16 protein-coding genes and 1 riboswitch are annotated in these 16,338 nt (G+C 71.8%); of the genes, 13 read left to right on the forward strand and 3 right to left on the reverse strand.

Annotation, left to right across the window (positions count from 1 at the left end; genetic code table 11):
• Window positions 1-4: 4 nt before the first annotated feature.
• The 7 genes from MZC64_RS03950 to mdh all read left to right on the forward strand — a co-directional run bounded on the left by MZC64_RS03950 (window position 5) and on the right by mdh (window position 6,867).
• Entirely contained in the window at window positions 5-1,192 is a 1,188-nt protein-coding gene (locus MZC64_RS03950; protein WP_247755676.1) for an MFS transporter, read from the forward strand.
• Between the two features lie 46 nt (window positions 1,193-1,238).
• Window positions 1,239-2,483, forward strand: a complete 1,245-nt coding sequence (locus MZC64_RS03955; protein ID WP_247755677.1) for an MFS transporter — start codon at window positions 1,239-1,241, stop codon at window positions 2,481-2,483.
• A 47-nt stretch (window positions 2,484-2,530) separates the two neighbouring features.
• Window positions 2,531-3,499 carry a DMT family transporter gene (locus tag MZC64_RS03960; RefSeq protein WP_247755678.1) on the forward strand — a complete coding sequence of 323 codons (969 nt, stop codon included), beginning with the start codon at window positions 2,531-2,533 and terminating at the stop codon, window positions 3,497-3,499.
• Between the two features lie 58 nt (window positions 3,500-3,557).
• Window positions 3,558-4,541 carry a hypothetical protein gene (locus MZC64_RS03965; protein WP_247755679.1) on the forward strand — a complete coding sequence of 328 codons (984 nt, stop codon included), beginning with the start codon at window positions 3,558-3,560 and terminating at the stop codon, window positions 4,539-4,541.
• Between the two features lie 18 nt (window positions 4,542-4,559).
• Window positions 4,560-5,411 carry a bifunctional methylenetetrahydrofolate dehydrogenase/methenyltetrahydrofolate cyclohydrolase gene (locus tag MZC64_RS03970; RefSeq protein ID WP_185000219.1) on the forward strand — a complete coding sequence of 284 codons (852 nt, stop codon included), beginning with the start codon at window positions 4,560-4,562 and terminating at the stop codon, window positions 5,409-5,411.
• Window positions 5,408-5,725, forward strand: a complete 318-nt coding sequence (locus MZC64_RS03975; protein WP_247755680.1) for a DUF3017 domain-containing protein — start codon at window positions 5,408-5,410, stop codon at window positions 5,723-5,725. The genes MZC64_RS03970 and MZC64_RS03975 overlap by 4 nt, the downstream gene beginning before the upstream one ends.
• A 185-nt stretch (window positions 5,726-5,910) precedes the next feature.
• Window positions 5,911-6,867: a malate dehydrogenase gene (gene mdh / locus MZC64_RS03980; protein ID WP_247755681.1), complete on the forward strand. Its 957-nt coding sequence runs from the start codon at window positions 5,911-5,913 to the stop codon at window positions 6,865-6,867.
• A gap of 9 nt (window positions 6,868-6,876) precedes the next feature.
• Here the strand turns inward: mdh and MZC64_RS03985 are convergent, their stop codons facing one another.
• Both MZC64_RS03985 and MZC64_RS03990 read right to left on the reverse strand, forming a co-directional pair.
• Window positions 6,877-7,686, reverse strand: a complete 810-nt coding sequence (locus MZC64_RS03985; RefSeq protein WP_247755682.1) for an alpha/beta fold hydrolase — start codon at window positions 7,684-7,686, stop codon at window positions 6,877-6,879.
• Entirely contained in the window at window positions 7,683-8,261 is a 579-nt protein-coding gene (locus MZC64_RS03990) for a TetR/AcrR family transcriptional regulator (RefSeq protein ID WP_247755683.1), read from the reverse strand. Before MZC64_RS03990 ends, MZC64_RS03985 begins: the two co-directional genes overlap by 4 nt.
• Window positions 8,262-8,381: 120 nt before the next feature.
• Here MZC64_RS03990 and MZC64_RS03995 point away from each other — a divergent pair, with 120 nt between their 5' ends.
• Window positions 8,382-9,230, forward strand: a complete 849-nt coding sequence (locus MZC64_RS03995) for an inositol monophosphatase family protein (RefSeq protein WP_247755684.1) — start codon at window positions 8,382-8,384, stop codon at window positions 9,228-9,230.
• On the opposite strand, the gene MZC64_RS04000 is transcribed toward MZC64_RS03995, so the two are convergent.
• Window positions 9,211-10,542 (reverse strand): aminodeoxychorismate synthase component I, encoded by a 1,332-nt coding sequence (locus tag MZC64_RS04000; RefSeq protein ID WP_308300953.1) that lies wholly within the window; start codon window positions 10,540-10,542, stop codon window positions 9,211-9,213. The genes MZC64_RS03995 and MZC64_RS04000 overlap by 20 nt on opposite strands.
• 229 nt (window positions 10,543-10,771) lie before the next feature.
• Here MZC64_RS04000 and MZC64_RS04005 point away from each other — a divergent pair, with 229 nt between their 5' ends.
• The 5 genes from MZC64_RS04005 (at window position 10,772) to MZC64_RS04025 (ending at window position 16,333) form a co-directional block, all read left to right on the forward strand.
• Complete coding sequence (locus tag MZC64_RS04005) at window positions 10,772-11,581, forward strand: TatD family hydrolase (RefSeq protein WP_247756253.1); 810 nt, start codon at window positions 10,772-10,774, stop codon at window positions 11,579-11,581.
• A gap of 328 nt (window positions 11,582-11,909) precedes the next feature.
• A complete protein-coding gene (locus MZC64_RS04010) occupies window positions 11,910-13,280 on the forward strand; it encodes a resuscitation-promoting factor (RefSeq protein ID WP_247755685.1) in 1,371 nt (456 codons plus the stop codon).
• A 10-nt stretch (window positions 13,281-13,290) separates the two neighbouring features.
• Window positions 13,291-14,181 (forward strand): 16S rRNA (adenine(1518)-N(6)/adenine(1519)-N(6))-dimethyltransferase RsmA, encoded by an 891-nt coding sequence (gene rsmA / locus MZC64_RS04015; RefSeq protein WP_247755686.1) that lies wholly within the window; start codon window positions 13,291-13,293, stop codon window positions 14,179-14,181.
• Window positions 14,182-14,326: 145 nt separating this feature from the next.
• A riboswitch (SAM riboswitch) is annotated at window positions 14,327-14,418 on the forward strand.
• A gap of 212 nt (window positions 14,419-14,630) precedes the next feature.
• A complete protein-coding gene (locus MZC64_RS04020; RefSeq protein ID WP_247755687.1) occupies window positions 14,631-15,653 on the forward strand; it encodes a methionine ABC transporter ATP-binding protein in 1,023 nt (340 codons plus the stop codon).
• Complete coding sequence (locus MZC64_RS04025; protein ID WP_247755688.1) at window positions 15,650-16,333, forward strand: methionine ABC transporter permease; 684 nt, start codon at window positions 15,650-15,652, stop codon at window positions 16,331-16,333. The genes MZC64_RS04020 and MZC64_RS04025 overlap by 4 nt, the downstream gene beginning before the upstream one ends.
• Window positions 16,334-16,338 lie beyond the last annotated feature (5 nt).

Below are 16,338 nucleotides of genomic sequence, written 5' to 3' on the forward strand. Positions count from 1 at the left end.
CCCGATGCTCAAGCCCTACCGCGAGTTACTCCGGGTCCCGCACCTGGGACCGATCCTGTTCCTGTCCGTGCTCGGCCGGGTGCACGCCACCGGCGCCTCGCTCGCGCTGACCTTCCTGGTGGTGTCCTGGACCGACTCCTACGCGTTGGCCGGACTGGTCATCGGCGCGCTCACCCTCGGCAACGGGGTGTCCGGGCCGTGGCGGGGCAGGCTGGCCGACCGCCGGTCCGCGCCCCGGCTGCTCACCACCACCTGCCTGCTCTACGCCGCGGGCATGATCGCCATGCTCTGCCTGCCCGGCTGGGCCTGGCCTGCCGCCCCGGTGCTCGCGCTGCTGATCGGCCTGAGCACGCCGCCGGTCGGCCCGGTCGCCCGCGCCGCCTACACCCGGCTCGCCGACGGGAACACTCGCTCGGCGGTGTTCGCCGCCGAGGCCACCCTGTTCGAGCTGGCCGTGATGAGCGGTCCGCTGCTGGCCGCGCTGACCGTCGGCCTGGCCGGGCCACGCGCGGCGGTCGGGCTGATCGCCGCACTGGCACTGGCCAGCGTGCTCTCCTTCGCCGCCGCGCTACGCCGGGCCGGCCTCGGCGAGCCTGCGCCCAAGGCGGCCGGGACCGCGGTGACCAGTGGCTCGGTGCTGGCGGTGCCGGGGCTGACCCCGGCGCTGGTCGCGGCGATGCTGCTGATGATGGGCTTCTCCAGCGTGAACCTGGTGATCATCGCGGTGGGCCGGGAACTGGCGCTGCCCGCGGTGGCCGGCGCGCTGGTCTCGGTCTGGGCGATCGGCTCGATGATCGGCGGACTGGTCGCCGGCGGCCGCTCCGGCACACCCCGGTACGTGCTGCGGATGGCCCTGCTCACCGCGGGGGTGGCCATCCTGGTGCCCGCGCTGCCGCCGCTGAGCACCGCCTCGCCGATGCTGATCGGCACCCTGCTCGCGATCGGCGGGCTGGCCATCTCGCCCACCGTGGCCGCGGCCAACCAGCGCATCGGCGAACTCGCCCCGGCCGACCGGGCCGCCGAGGCGTTCGGCTGGCTGGCCAGCTTCACCACCACCGGCACCGCGCTGGCCGCCCCGTTCGCCGGCTGGCTGCTGGACACCGTCGGCCCGGCCGCCGCGGCAGGCGGCGCGGCGGTGGCCGCGCTGATCGCCACCCTGTCCGCGCTGATCTCCACCCGCCGTAAGCCCTGAGAAAAATCGAGCGCGAAATGTCGGACCCCCTGGCCACACTGGGCTGGTGCTCCGTCCCTACCGGCAACTGCTCGCCGTCCCCCACCTGGCCTCGTTGCTGGTCTGGTCCGTGCTCGCCCGCATGCACTACACCGGCACCTCGATCGCACTGACCTTCCTGGTGGTCGAGTGGACCGACTCCTACGCGCTGGCCGGTCTGGTGATGGGCGCGCTGACCGTGGGCAACGGGGTGTCCGGGCCGTGGCGCGGCCGGATGGCCGACCGGACCTCGGCGCCGCGGCTGATCGTGATCACCGTGCTCTGCTACGTCACCGGGCTGGCCGTGCTGGTCGTGCTGCCCGCCGCGGCCTGGTACGCCGCACCGGTCATCGCCTTCCTCGCCGGGCTGAGCATGCCGCCGGCCACCCAGGTGGTGCGCGGCGCGTTCACCAGGATCGAGGACAGCCAGGCGCGCACGGCCGCCTATGGCGCGGAGGCCACCCTGTTCGAGCTGACCTTCATGCTCGGCCCGGTGCTCACCGCCTTCGCGGTCGGCGCGCTCGGCCCGCACTGGGCACTCGGACTGATCGCGGTGGTCGCGCTCAGCGCCAACCTGGCCTTCGCCGTGGTGCTGCGGCAGGCCGGGATGGACCAGCCCGCGCCGCGGCCCGCCCTGCCCGCCGGGACCCGGCGGCGCTCGGTGCTGGTCACGCCCGGCCTCGCCCTGACGCTGGGCGCCTCGCTGTTCCTGGTGATGGCCTTCACCATGGTCGACCTGGCCATCGTGGCGCTGGGCCGGGAACTGAACATGCCCACGGTGGCCGGTGCGCTGATCGCGGTGTGGGCGGTGGGCTCGCTGGCGGGCGGTCTGATCGCGGGCGGACTGCGCGGGCAGCCGCGGCCCGCGCTGCGCACGGCGCTGGTCGGGGTCGGCATGGCCGCGCTGATCCCGGTGCTGCCACCGGTGCTGGACCCGACCTCGCCGGTGCTGATCGGCCTGATCCTGGCCATCGGCGGCCTGGCCATCGCGCCCACCATCTCCGCGGGCAACCAGCGCATCGGCGACCTGGCCCCGGAGGGCCGCGCCGCCGAGGCGGTCGGCTGGATGGCCAGCTTCACCACCACTGGCGGCGCACTGGCCGCCCCGCTGGCCGGCTGGCTGCTGGACCGCTTCGGCCCGGCCGCCGCGGCCGGGGGCGCCGCGGTCGTGATGGTCTTCGCCACCGCGATGATGGCCTGGTCGGTCACTGTGGTCCGGCGCACAACCCCAGCGGCTGACCAGCGCGAATCCGAGGCGTCCGACGCGGTGTGAGCAAACATGGGATGACCTGGCCACCAACTTGTGCTGGGCTGGGCGTGATGACCACCGTCGCACCGCCCCGGACCACCGCGCCCCAGGTCAGCCCGCGCGCCAAGCTGCTCGGGCTGCTCGGCGCGGCCGGCATCGGCGTGCTGATCGTGCTGCAGTCCCGGCTCAACGGCGAACTCGGCAGGCGGATGCACGACGGCATCGGCGCCGCGCTGATCTCCTTCGGCAGCGGGCTGCTGCTGGTGCTCGCGCTGATCCTGGTGCTGCCCGGCAGCCGCCGGGCCACCCGCCGGGTCGGCCAGGCCCTGCGCACCGGTCAGTTGCGCTGGTGGCAGACCCTGGGCGGCCTGTGCGGCGCGCTGCTGGTGTTCTCCCAGGGCGTGGCGGTGGCCTCGCTCGGCGTCGCGGTGTTCACCGTGGCGGTGGTGGCCGGACAAGCGCTGAGCAGCCTGGCGGTGGACCGTGCGGGCCTGGGACCGGCCGGTCCGCAACCGCTGACCGCGACCCGGATCACCGGCGCGCTGCTCGCGGTGGCCGCAGTGCTGGTCGCGGTGTCCGAACGGCTGGGCAACCCGGGCACACTGGCGCTGGCCGTGCTGCCGCTGCTGGCCGGGATCGGCATGGCCTGGCAGCAGGCGCAGAACGGCCAGGTCAAAGAGGTCGCGGGGGCCGCGTTGCCGGCCGCGCTGGTCAACTTCCTGGCCGGCACCGCCGCGCTGCTGGTGCTCGGCCTGATCCACTTCGCCACCGCGGGCCTGCCCGCTGAACTGCCCGGCGACCCGGTGCTCTACCTCGGCGGTGTGGTCGGCGTGGCCTTCATCGCCGGGGCGGCCGCACTGGTCCGGGTCACCGGCGTGCTGCTGCTCGGCCTCGGCTCGGTGGCCGGGCAACTGCTCGGCGCGCTCGCCCTGGACCTGCTCCTCCCGGCCGCGGACACGCACCTGTCCTGGCCGACCGTCACCGGCACCCTGCTGACCCTGCTCGCGGTCGGCGTGGCCGCGCTCCCCAAGCGCGATTGAGTCACAAACCGGTTACGGTGCGTTGCCGCCCGGGGTCGCGGTGTGGGACCACGGAGACATGAGCCTGAAGGTCGGTGACGTGGTCGAAGTCCTTGGCGCGCAAGAGATTCTGGCGACACTGGACGAACGCGGCGAACTGGAGGAGCTGCCGTTCATGCCGGAGATGCTCCGTTACTGCGGGCAGCGGATGACCGTGCACAAGGTGGCCCACAAGCTGTGCGACTCGATCACCCAGACCGGACTACGCCGGATGGCCCGCGCGGTGCACCTGACCGGCGCGCGCTGCGACGGCTCCGCGCACGGCGGCTGCCAGACCGCCTGCTCGCTGTACTGGAAGGAGGACTGGCTGCGCCGGATCGAACCCGGTCAGCTCAACCTCCGCAGGCCCGAACCGGCGGGCACACCGAATCTGCCGCTGCTGGTCAACGCCACCACCAAGGGCGCGGACCCCGACGGCGAGGCCCGCTACTCCTGCCAGGCCACCGAACTGCTGCGGGCCGCGCCGATCTGCATGCCGGTGCTCAGCCTCGGCCAGTACCTCACCGATGTGCGCACCGGCAACGTCGGCCCGCTGCTGGCCCTGCGCGGCCTGCTGGTCGGGGTGTTCAACCGGATCCAGGTGGAGACCCGTAAACGCCTGCCGGCCAAGGTGCTGTTCAAGGGCGGCCGCGACTGGGGCTTCCTCAACGCGGGCCAGCCGGGCAAGACCCCCAGCGTCAAGCTCAACCTGCAACCGGGCGAGCTGGTGCGGATCCGGTCCAGGGCGGAGATCGAGGCCACCCTGGACGACAACCTGCGCAACCGCGGCATGAGCTTCGACGAGGAGATGGCGCACTTCTGCGGTCGCACCGCCAGGGTGCTGGCCAGCGTGGACCGCTGCATCGACGAGCGCACCGGCCGGATGCTGCACCTGGGCAACCCGTGCATCGTGCTGGAGGGCGTGATCTGCCTCGGGCTCTACAACGGCAACTGCCCGCGCGAGTTCGTCCCGTTCTGGCGGGAGATCTGGCTGGACCGGGTCGAGCAACCCAGCACCACGTGACATGGGATTATTGAGGTCGTGACGGCAACGATCCTGGACGGCAAGGCGACCAAGAACGCCATCTTCGAGCAGCTGCGGCCGCGGGTGGACGCACTGCGTGAGCGGGGCATCGTGCCCGGCCTGGGCACCGTGCTGGTCGGTGACGACCCGGGATCGGCGATGTACGTGCGCTCCAAGCACAAGGACTGCGCGCAGCTGGGGATCAACTCGATCCGCCGCGACCTGCCGGCCGAGATCACCCAGGACGAACTGGCCAAGGTGATCGACGAGCTGAACGCGGACCCGGACTGCACCGCCTACATCGTGCAACTGCCGCTGCCCAAGCACATCGACGCGAACGCGATCCTGGAGCGGATCGACCCGGCCAAGGACGCCGACGGCCTGCACCCGGTCAACCTGGGCCGCCTGGTGCTGGGCAAGGAGGCGCCGCTGCCCTGCACCCCGCACGGCATCATCCGGCTGCTGCGCCAGTACGAGGTGCCGATCAACGGGGCGCACGTGGTCGTGGTCGGCCGCGGCATCACCGTGGGCCGGTCCATGGGCCTGCTGCTGACCCGCAAGTCGGAGAACGCCACGGTCACCCTGTGCCACACCGGCACCAAGGACCTGGCCGCCGAGGTCCGCCGGGCCGACATCGTGATCGCCGCGGCCGGTGTGCCCGCGCTGATCACGCCGGACATGGTCAAGCCCGGCGCGGCCGTGCTGGACGTGGGCGTGAGCCGCACCGACAGCGGTGTGTCCGGTGACGTGCACCCCGACGTGCGCGAGATCGCCGGATTCTTCTCGCCCAACCCCGGCGGGGTCGGCCCGATGACCAGGGCGCTGCTGGTCAGCAACGTGGTCGAGGCGGCCGAGCGAGCGGCGGGATGAGCGTGACCGCCGGCCTGCCGCCCGCCAGGGACGTGCCGTCCAGCCAGGACCAGCGGCCCGGCTGGCTGCGGGTGGTGCCGTTCCTGGTGGTGATGGCCATGGTGATCTTCGGGTTCGTGCTGATCCTGATGTACCACTGGAAACGCGGCACGGTGACGCTGGCCGGCGGGCTGTTCCTGGCCGCGGTGTTCCGGGCCGCGCTGCCGCCGGAGGTCTGTCTGTTGCTGGCCATCCGGAGCAGGCCGATCGACGTGCTCACCTACGGCGGCTTCGCGACGATGATCACATATGTGGCCATGACCATCGGCCCCTGACGAGAGACGCTGCTCACCGGAGAACTCCGGCTCCCACCGGTGTTGGTAACCTCCGGGAGCCGGGCGCACAGCCCGGTGATGCGGTCCCGCGGTTGTGACCGCCGCCGGAGGCCTTACCGGTCTTTTCGCAGCGCGTCCGTGGACCCACCCCATGGAAGAACATGCGGATCGGAAGGACTTCCCCAGTGGCACGCTCCGGCAAGGTCGCCGTAATCGGCGCCGGTTTCTACGGCTCCACCACGGCGCAGCGGCTGGCCGAGTACGACATCTTCGACACCGTCGTGCTGACCGACATCATCGACGGCAAGGCCGAGGGCCTGGCGCTGGACCTGAACCAGTCCCGCCCGGTCGAGGGCTTCGAGACCAAGGTCGTCGGCCAGACCACCGGTCGCGACGGCAGTGGCTACGAGGCCATCGCGGGTTCGGACATCGTGGTGATCACCGCCGGTCTGCCGCGCAAGCCCGGCATGAGCCGGATGGACCTGATCGAGACCAACGCCAAGATCGTCCGCCAGGTCGCGGAGAACGTCGCCAAGCACGCCCCCGAGGCCGTGGTGATCGTCGTCTCCAACCCGCTGGACGAGATGACCGCGCTGGCCCAGCTCGCCACCCAGTTCCCGAAGAACCGGGTCATCGGCCAGGCCGGCATGCTCGACACCGCGCGCTTCACCAACTTCGTCGCCGAGACCCTGGCCGTGCCGGTCGGCTCGGTCAAGACGCTGACCCTGGGCTCGCACGGCGACACCATGGTGCCGGTGCCCTCGGCCTGCTCGGTCAACGGCAAGCCGCTCGCCGAGCTGCTGCCCGCCGACAAGATCGAGGAGCTGGTCACCCGGACCCGCAACGGTGGCGCCGAGGTCGTCGCGCTACTCAAGACCGGCTCGGCCTACTACGCGCCGTCCGCCGCCGCCGCCCGCATGGCCAAGGCCGTGCAGGAGGACTCCGGCGCGGTCATGCCGGTCTGCGCCTGGGTTGACGGCGAGTTCGGCATCGCGGGCGTCTACCTCGGCGTCACCGCCGAGCTGGGCAAGGGCGGCATCAAGAAGGTCGTCGAGACCGAGCTGACCGACACCGAGCTGGCCGCGCTCAAGGAGGCCGCCGAGGCCGTCCGCGCCAAGCAGGCCGACGTCCAGAGCCTCTGACTTCCCGCTCTACCGGGACGCGTTGCCCTCCGCGAGGAAGGCCAGCGCGTCCCGGTAGAACCGGCGGCTCACGTTCACCGCGTGCCCGGCGTCCGGGTAGAGCACCAGCCGCCCGTTCGGCAGCAGGTCCGCGGTCTCGGTGAACAGCTCCGGCGTCCAGAAGTAGTCCCGCGCCCCGGCCACCACCAGCGCCGGAGTGGCGATCTCCGGCAGCCGCGCGCGCAGGTCGACCCGGTCCTCGGCCTCGATCATCGCGAGCATGTCCACCGGGTTCAACGGCCACGGCCCGAAGTTGCCGACCGTCCACATCAGCCCGCGCAACACCCGCAGCAGCACCGGATTCCTGGTGAAGCCGTCGGCCAGCAGGTGGTAGCCGGGTCTGCGCTCGGCCAGCCGGTGCGCCATCGCCCACTGCGCCTTCCGCGCCACCGGCCCCAGCGTGTACGCGGTCGAGGCCAGCACCACCCGGGATACCACCGCCGGATGATCAGCGGTGAGCTGCAATGCCACTGTGCCGCCGGTGGAATGTCCCACCAGCGCAACGGGTTCACCGAACCGCGCGGTGATCGCCGCCGCGTGCTCGGCCGCGATCTCGGCCATCGACATCCCGCGCCGCAGCCCCGGCCGGCGGTTGACCAGGTGCACCCGCCAGCCGCCCTCGGCCAGTGGCCGCACCGACCGGATGGCCATCCGCGCGGGCAGCCCGGCCGGGTTCACGTGCTCGGGCGTGAAGCCCGGCAGATACACCAGCGGCCGCCCGGAACCCACTGCCAGGTAAGGGAATCCGCCGGGCAGCTCGCCCGCCTCGACGTCCTTCACCGGGTCAGCCCGGTCGCCACGAACTCGATCAGCTGCTCCGTCACCTCGTCGTAGACCGCGCCGAACTCGGTGCGGTGCAACGGAAGCAGCAGCACCGCGCGCAACAGGCCGAGCACCACCTCCGGCCGCCGGCCGGTCAGTCCGGTGCGGGCCAGGAACTCCCCGATCGGCAGCATCGCCTGCTCGTGCAACTCCGCGGCCCGCTCCGGCGAGAGCCGCGCGGTCACCGCGGCCAGCTCGGCCGGATGCGTGATCAGCCTGCGGTACAACGGATCCTCGTCCAGCACCGCCAGCACCGCGCGCAGGAACGCCCCGATCGCCGCTCGCGGCTCACCGTCCAGGGTGGACAGCAGCCGGGACCGGATCGCGGGCGCGTTCGCGAGCATCAGCTCGCAGTAGAGGGACTCCTTGGCCGCGAAGAAGGCGTAGAAACTGGTCTTGGCGATCCCGGCCGATGCGGTCAGCTCCGCGAGGGAGGTCTTGCGCAGTCCCTGCGCCACGAACAGCTCCCGGCCGCTGGCCAGCAACTCCGCCCTGATCCGGGCCCGGTCCCGCTCGTCGAAGGGGGCAGGCACAACCTCTCCTGTGAATCAATGAACGATCTATTCTTTCGTTCATTGTGCGCCTGACGCTTGCCACGCGCCAGTCCCGGGGTACGAACTAGTGGAGATGCCCGCCCGGAGAAGGAGCCAGCAGTGACCGATGTCGAGCTGACCAGCCCGCGGCGCATCACCTGGCCGGTGCCCGAGCCCGAGCTGCCCGACGCGGTGCACAACGCGCTGGCCGAGGCCGCCCGCGCCGCGGCCACCGCGCTGCGCGCCGCCCGGCACCGCTTCGACCGCGAGGAACTGAGCGAGGTCGTCCGGATGGGTGCGGACGGCACGCCGACCCAGCGGGTGGACGACCTGGTGGAGAACGCCATCGCCGAGGCCGCCGCCCGCAACGGGGTCAACCTGCTCAGCGAGGAGGCCGGGTTCCTGGACCACGGCTCCGCGCTGACCCTGGTGGTCGACCCGGTGGACGGCACCGGCAACTCCGCCGCGGGCGTCCCGCTGAGCTGCTTCGCCGGCGTGCTCGCCCTGGACGGCCAGCCCCTGGAAGCGCTGACCTGCTGGTTCGACACCGGCCACAGCTGGTACGCGCGCACCGGCGAGCCCACCGCCTACCGCACCACCGGCCGCACCGCCCTGGACGGCGCGCAGCTCTGCCTGCAACGCCCCAAGAACAACCAGGCCACCTGGTCCAGGGTGGCCGCCAGGGCGTCCCGGGTGCGGGTGCTGGGCACCACCGCGCTGGAGTGCGCGCTGGTCGCCGAGGGCTCGGTGGACGCCTATGTGGACCCCGGCTCGGACACCCACCGGATCATGGACCTGGCCGCGGCCATGGTCACCGTGCCCGCCGCGGGCGGCGTGGTGATCGACGCCAGGGGCCGTCCGCTGGAACTGGACGTGGACCTGACCCGCCGCTGGTCCGGCATCGCGGCCGCCACCCCGCAGCTGGCCGAGGAACTGGCCGCGCTGGTGCTCAGCGAGCCCGCTGGTTGACCTGGCAGGGCACGGCCGCGCCGCTGGCCAGCAACCGCTCCAGCGGCGCCGCCTTGGCCAGGCACTCCTGCCACTCCGCCCGCGGATCCGAGTCCGCGGTGATCCCGCCGCCCACGCCCAGCCGCAGCTCGCCGCCCTGGATCTCCAGGGTCCGGATGGCCACGTTCAGCTCCATCCCGGCCACCGGCGAGGCCAGGCCGAGCGCGCCGCAGTAGACCTGCCGCGGCTGGTCCTCCAGATCGGCGATGATCTCCAGCGCGCGCACCTTGGGCGCGCCGGTGACCGAGCCGGGCGGGAAGGTCGCCGCCAGCAGCACCGCGTCGTCCACCTCCGGCCGCAGCTCGCCCTGCACGGTGGACACCAGGTGCCACACCCCCGGCGCGGGCCGCACCACCAGCAGTTCCGGCACGGTCACCGAACCCGGCACACAGACCCGGCCCAGGTCGTTGCGCACCAGGTCCACGATCATCACGTTCTCCGCCACATCCTTGGCGGAGCGGCGCAGCCGGGCCGCGTTGCCCTCGTCCTCCGGACCGCGGCGGGGCAGCGTGCCCTTGATCGGACTGGACCGCACGGTGCGGCCGTGCCGGGCCAGGAACAGCTCGGGGGAGAAGGACACCACCGCGCCCCAGTCCCCGGCGACGAAGGCCGCGCGGGCCGGGTTCAGCCGGGCCACCCCCTCGGCGAACAACTCCGCAGGCTCGCCCTCGAACTCGGCGGTGAACTGGGTGCACACATTGGCCTGGAAGATCTCCCCGGCCGCGATGTTGTCCACGCAGTCCGCCACCGCGGCCTGGTGCCTGCTCGCCGAGGCCCGGCGCAACGGTCCGGCCCGCCACGGCCGCGGCGCGGGCTCACCGCGCGCGGCCACCAGTTCGGCCAGTTCCGCCGCCAGCGCAACGGGTTCGTCCCGGTTGTCCGGGACCAGCGCCTCGAACCACCACTGTCCATTGTGGTCCAGCCGGAGCACGTGATCGGCCCAGCCCCACACCGCGTTGGCCAGTCCACGCGGCTGGGTCCAGGTCCCTGGATCGGTGAGCCCGTAACCGAGGTAGCCGAACCAGCCACCGCCGACCGTGCCCGGCGGCACCGGCCCGGTCACCGTGGGCTGCAGGCAGGGCACCGTTTCCGCCACCCCGTCCACCACCGGATTGACCTGCACCGAGGGCAGCAGCACCGCCCGCGAGTCAAACCAGTCGCCGGTCAGCGCGGCGGGCGGCGGCAGTCCCAGTTCGCTGGCGCGCGCCACCAGCCGCCGGAACACCAGTTCCGGGGCGATGTGGCGGCCGACGGGCCGGGTGAGCACGTGCACGCGCGCATCATGACCGGTGAGGCTGTTTCAGAACAGTGAATGTGGCCAGCCGAACTTCCGGCGAGTTTGGCCAACTGGTACGCCGGTTTCGCCCAAGCGGGCGTACCAGTTGGCCCAAGTGGTGCGGGAGTGTGGATCCACGCCGGCCGGGTACTCCGGCCTCGCCTGCCGGGGTCACCTAGGCTCGTTCTCCGTGGCTGACCACGGACGCAAGGGCGACCCGCCGCCGATGCCGGAACCGCTTCCGGCGCCGGTGGTCGACGCGCACACCCATCTGGATGCCTGCGGTTTCACCGAGCCCGACTCGGTGCGGGCCGCGCTGGACCGGGCCGCCTCGGTCGGCGTGGGACGGGTGATCACGGTGGCCGATGACCTGCCCTCGGCGCGGTGGGTGGTGGAGGCGGCGGGCTGGGATGAGCGGGTGTTCGCCGCCGTCGCCCTGCACCCCACCCGGACCAGCGTGTTCGGCGACGCCGAGCGGACCGAGCTGGAGAAGCTGGCCGCCGCGCCGCGGGTGGTCGCGGTGGGCGAGACCGGGCTCGACTACTACTGGGACTACGCCCCGCCCGCGGCCCAGGACCTGGCCTTTCGCTGGCACATCGACCTGGCCAAGCGGCTGGACAAGGCGCTGATGATCCACGACCGGGACGCGCACGCGGACGTGCTGCGAATCCTGGCCGAGGAGGGGGCGCCGGACACCGTGGTCTTCCACTGCTTCTCCGGTGACGCTGCGTTTGCCCGGAAGTGTGTGGACAAGGGCTATGTGCTGTCTTTCGCCGGTCCGGTGACCTTCCGTAACTCCGCCGACCTCCGAGAAGCGGCCCGGCTGGTGCCGGACGACCAGTTCCTGATCGAGACCGACGCTCCGTTCCTGACCCCGCATCCGTACCGCGGCCGACCCAACGAGCCCTACGCCGTTACCTATACAGCGCGTGTCATCGCGTCACTCAGGGGAGTGGATGTGGCCGAGATCGCCGCGATCACCTCGGCGACGGCCGAACGGGTATTCCGGCTGGCAGAGCGGTCGGTTACCCGTTGAGGACGCTTGGTAACCCTTTTTCGTTGCTGTGGTCGAGGTCACAAAACGCCAATGGGGTCTTTGCGCAACCCCCTGGGACTCGTTACTGTCCCGTGATCGTTCCCGGGACACCAGGTTTCGGGGACGGTTCGCACCAAACAGGGAGACGTGTGTCGGGGCTCGTCGACCAACCGTGGCGTGCCTTGCATGAACACCGCCTCCTGGAGGTATCGACCCCGTGACAGGAACCGGCAGACCCCGTGGTGTTGCCGTGGGTACTGGAACGTTCGAGGACACCTCTTCTTCGGACTCCTGGTTTGAACAGAACCCCGCGCACAACGTCGCCGTTATGGACCGGCCGGCGTTCCGGGGCGTCAACCTGGACCACCCCAGCCATCCGTCGATGTCCCTGAGCGTCACCACCGATGACGTGCTCCAGGTCCTCGGCCCCGACGCCTACGCGCTGCTGGACAGCGTGGACGTCGACATCGACGAACTGATCGGCCTGCTCAACGCCGAGACCACCATGCTCCCGGCGCTGCGCGACCTCCGGCCGGAGGACGACGCGGACCGCGAGGCCCGCGCCCGTGGCGAGGTCCCGCCGGTGCTGGTGGAAGCCGTCACCGACTGGAAGCGTCGCTTCCTCAAGGCCGGTGTGGCCGCCGCGCTGATCACGCTCACCGGCGGTGGCGCGGCAGCGGTCGCGATGGACAAGCAGGTCACCGTCGACATCGACGGCACCCAGCACACCGTGCGCACCTACGCCAGCACGGTCGCCCAGGTCCTGGAGGACCAGGGACTGGCCACCAAGGCGCACGACGCGCTGAGCCCGTCCCCGCAGGCCTCCATCGCCGACGGCGGCAAGATCGTGCTGGAGCGCGGTCGCCAGCTGAAGATGACCGTGGACGGCCAGCCCACCGAGTCCTGGGTGCGCGCCCGCACTGTCGGCGACGCGCTCAACCAGCTCGGCATCAACCACGACGGCGCCTGGCTGTCCAAGGACCGCACCGCGGCCATCCCGGTGGACGGCCTGGCGCTGGAGATCAAGACCCCGAAGAACGTCACGCTCTTCGACGGCGGCAACGAGCCGCAGCGGATGAAGACCACCGCGCTGACCGTCTCCGAACTGCTCCAGCAGCTCCAGCTCAGCCTCGGCCCCTCCGACGCGGTCAACCTGGGCGCCGACGGCAAGATCAGCGACGGCGCGGAGATCCACGTCAGCCGCACCGGCGTGACCGTGGTGAACAAGAAGGAAGCCATCGAGCCCCCGGTCGAGAAGACCGAGGACCCGACCATGATGCGCGGTGAGCAGAAGGTCGAGGACCCGGGCACGCCCGGCGAGCAGATGGTCACCTACCGGGTCACCATGAAGAACGGCAAGGAGACCGCCCGGGAGAAGCTGGGCACCAAGGTCGTCAAGGAAGCCAAGCCGAAGAAGCTCCGGGTCGGCACCAAGATGCCGGCGGACGGCGCGGTGTGGGACAAGCTGGCCCAGTGTGAGGCCACCGGCAACTGGGCGATCAACAACGGCAACGGCTACTACGGCGGCCTCCAGTTCAACGCGAGCACCTGGCGGGCCTACGGCGGCGCGCAGTACGCCCCGCTGCCGCACCAGGCAACCCGGGAGCAGCAGATCGCGGTGGCCACCAAGCTCCGGGACGCCCGCGGTGGCTACGGCGCCTGGCCGCACTGTTCCTCGAAGCTGGGCCTGCCCAAGTAGTCTCTGGCGGGTGACTGAAACTCCGGCACCGGCCGGGCCGCAGGGCGTCTCGCTCCTCGGCCCGGCCGATGTGCGTCGGCTGGCCGCCGAGCTGGACGTGCGTCCCACCAAGAAGCTGGGGCAGAACTTCGTGCACGACCCCAACACGGTGCGCCGCATCGTGTGGGAGGCCGGGCTCACCGCCGAGGACGTCGTGCTGGAGGTCGGGCCGGGACTCGGCTCGCTGACCCTGGCCCTGCTGCCCGCCTGCGCTGGCGTGGTCGCGGTGGAGATCGACCCGGTGCTGGCCGGTCTGCTGCCTACCACCGCCGCCGAACGCGCGCCGGAGCTGGCGGCGAACCTGCGGGTGGTGCTGGCCGACGCGATGCGGGTGCGCGCCGCCGACCTCGGCGAGCCCGCGCCGACCGCGCTGGTGGCCAACCTGCCCTACAACGTGGCCGTGCCGGTGGTGCTGCACCTGCTGGCCGAACTGCCCTCGCTGCGCACCGGCCTGGTCATGGTGCAGGCCGAGGTCGCCGACCGGCTGGCCGCCGGCCCCGGCAGCCGGATCTACGGCGTGCCCAGTGTCAAGGCCGCCTGGTACGCCGGGATGCGCCGGGCCTCCGCGGTGCCGCGCGCGGTGTTCTGGCCGGTGCCCAACGTGGACTCCGCGCTGGTCGCCTTCACCCGCAGGGCCGAGCCCGAGGGTGCGGACAAGGCCGCGGTGTTCGCGGTGATCGAGGCCGCCTTCGCCCAGCGCCGCAAGGGCCTGCGCGCCGCGCTGGCGAACTGGGCCGGATCCGCCGACCGGGCGGGCCGGGTGCTGGCCGCGGCCGGGATCGAGCCGACCGCCAGGGGCGAGCAGCTCGACATCCACGCCTTCGTCAAGATCGCCAAAACCGAGGCGGAACTCGGGGAATAACCACGCTGGGTGCCGTGTTGACCTCAAGGGGTGCGTTCGTCGCACCTGCTTGTTCGTTACAGCATGTGATCTGGCGAACGAACCACGGCCGAACGGGCGGATCCACTTGCTTTTCTTCGAGTGGGTCCGTTGTACTGTCCGAGTAAATCCATCCCGAGCGGCCGAGAGACCTGGATCTGTGAAGCCGCAGCAACCGCCCAGTCCCTGGGCAGGTGCTACCGCCAGGAGCGATGGAGCAGACATGAAGCTCATGCACGTACTTACGCGCCGACGCGTAGTCGATCACGGCCGTCGCACGGTCACCGGTTGTCGATCCTGACCGGTCTGCCGCCCGTCTGACGGCGCGCTCTCCTCCACCAGAACGCTCTACCCGCTTTCTGCCCGGGACCAACCGGGCAACAGGTGTGCGCGGGCCGCCGAGCGCGGTTCCGCCCTGCCATGGAGACATCGTGATCACAGTTGAGAACCTGACCAAGGCCTACCGGGGCCGCAGTGGCACGACCGTCGCACTCGACGGCGTCTCGCTCCAGGTCCCCGCTGGAACGGTGTGCGGCGTCGTCGGCGAGAGCGGCGCGGGCAAGTCCACGCTCGCCCGGTGCATCGCATTGCTGGAACAGCCCGACTCGGGCGGCATCCTGGTCGACGGCACCGACCTGGTGACGCTGCGCGGCTCCGCGCTGCGCGCCGCCCGCCGCCAGATCGGCGTGGTGCCGCAGAACGACTCGCTGCTGCGTCAGCGCACCGCGGCGGGCAACATCGCGCTGCCGCTGGAGGCCGCGGGCGCGCCGGTGGAATCCCGGCGCAAGCGGGTGGTCGAACTGCTCGACCTGGTCGGCCTGGCCGACAAGGCAGGCAACTACCCGGACCAGCTCTCCGGCGGGCAGCGCCAGCGCGTCGCCATCGCCCGCGCGCTGGCCGCCAACCCCTCGGTGCTGCTGGCCGACGAGCCCACCTCCGCGCTGGACCCGGACACCACCGCCTCGGTGCTGACCGTGCTGGACCGGGCCCGCGCCGAACTGGGCGTGACCGTGCTGGTGGTCACGCACGACATGGGCGTGGTGCGGCGGATCTGCGATGACGTCGCGGTGCTCGACCGCGGCCAGGTGGTCGAGCACGGCAAGGTGCTCGACCTGGTCACCCAGGCCGGTTCGCGCACCTCCGGCGCGCTGCTGCCGGGCGTGGAGGACATCGTGCGCGCCGGGGACACCGACGCCCGCTTCGACCGGGTGGCCGATGTCGTGCTGGTCGGCTTCGCCGCGGTCGGCGCGCTGCTGCCCGAGGCGGCCAGCCGCTTCGAGGTGGACCTGAACCTGCTGGGCGGCGGGATGACCCGTCTCGCCGACACCCCCGTGGCCCGGTTCCGGGTCGCGTTGACCGGAGCCAACGCCGACGCGGCCTTCGACTGGATCGCCGAGCGCGGCGCCGTCGTCCGCCGCCGGCCGACTGTGCTCGCTGGAGGAGCAGCCGCGTGAAACAGGCAACACCCTGGGCGGAAGTATTCGACAAGCTCGCCCAGGCGGGGGCCGAGACCGGCCTGATGGTCGGACTCGGCACCCTGTTCGCGGTGCTCGGCGGCGTCCCGCTCGGCGTGCTGCTGCACGCCAGCGCACCCGGCGGACTGCGCCCGCAACCGCTGATCTACCGGGTGCTGGGCTTCATCGTGGACCTGACCAGGTCGCTGCCGTTCATCATCCTGCTGGTCGCGCTCATCCCGCTGACCCGAGCGCTGGTGGGCAGCTACATCGGCAGCGGTCCGGCGACCGTGCCGCTGACCATCGGCGCGATCCCGTTCCTGGCCCGGCTGGTGCAGTCCGCGCTGCGGGAGGTGCCGGTCGGCGTGGTGGAGGCCGCGCTGACCACCGGCGCGAGCAAGCCCAAGATCGTGCGCAGTGTGCTGGTCAAGGAGGCCGGTCCGGCGCTGATCTCGGCCATCGGGGTTACCGCGGTCGCGCTGATCGGCTACTCCGCGATGGCCGGCGCGGTCGGCGGCGGTGGCCTGGGCAACCTGGCCATCACCTACGGCTACCAGCGCTTCGACTCCCGGTTGCTCTACACCTCGGTGGCCGCGCTCGCCGCGCTCACCTTCCTCGTGCAATACCTCTTTGATCTTGTTTCGCGCACGGTCGACCGTCGCCGCCAGATCACCGTCTAGATAGG

The sequence above is a fragment of the Crossiella sp. S99.2 genome, assembly GCF_023094165.1.
Lineage (GTDB): Bacteria > Actinomycetota > Actinomycetes > Mycobacteriales > Pseudonocardiaceae > Crossiella.

Excerpts from the sequence above, each read along its gene's own strand:
- MZC64_RS04005 (WP_247756253.1), top strand. The coding sequence starts at position 10,772 with ATGCCGGAACCGCTTCCGGCGCCGGTGGTCGACGCGCACACCCATCTG.
- MZC64_RS03950 (WP_247755676.1), top strand. The coding sequence starts at position 5 with ATGCTCAAGCCCTACCGCGAGTTACTCCGGGTCCCGCACCTGGGACCG.
- MZC64_RS04010 (WP_247755685.1), top strand. The coding sequence starts at position 11,910 with ATGGACCGGCCGGCGTTCCGGGGCGTCAACCTGGACCACCCCAGCCAT.
- MZC64_RS03965 (WP_247755679.1), top strand. The coding sequence starts at position 3,558 with ATGAGCCTGAAGGTCGGTGACGTGGTCGAAGTCCTTGGCGCGCAAGAG.
- MZC64_RS03960 (WP_247755678.1), top strand. The coding sequence starts at position 2,531 with ATGACCACCGTCGCACCGCCCCGGACCACCGCGCCCCAGGTCAGCCCG.
- MZC64_RS03975 (WP_247755680.1), top strand. The coding sequence starts at position 5,408 with ATGAGCGTGACCGCCGGCCTGCCGCCCGCCAGGGACGTGCCGTCCAGC.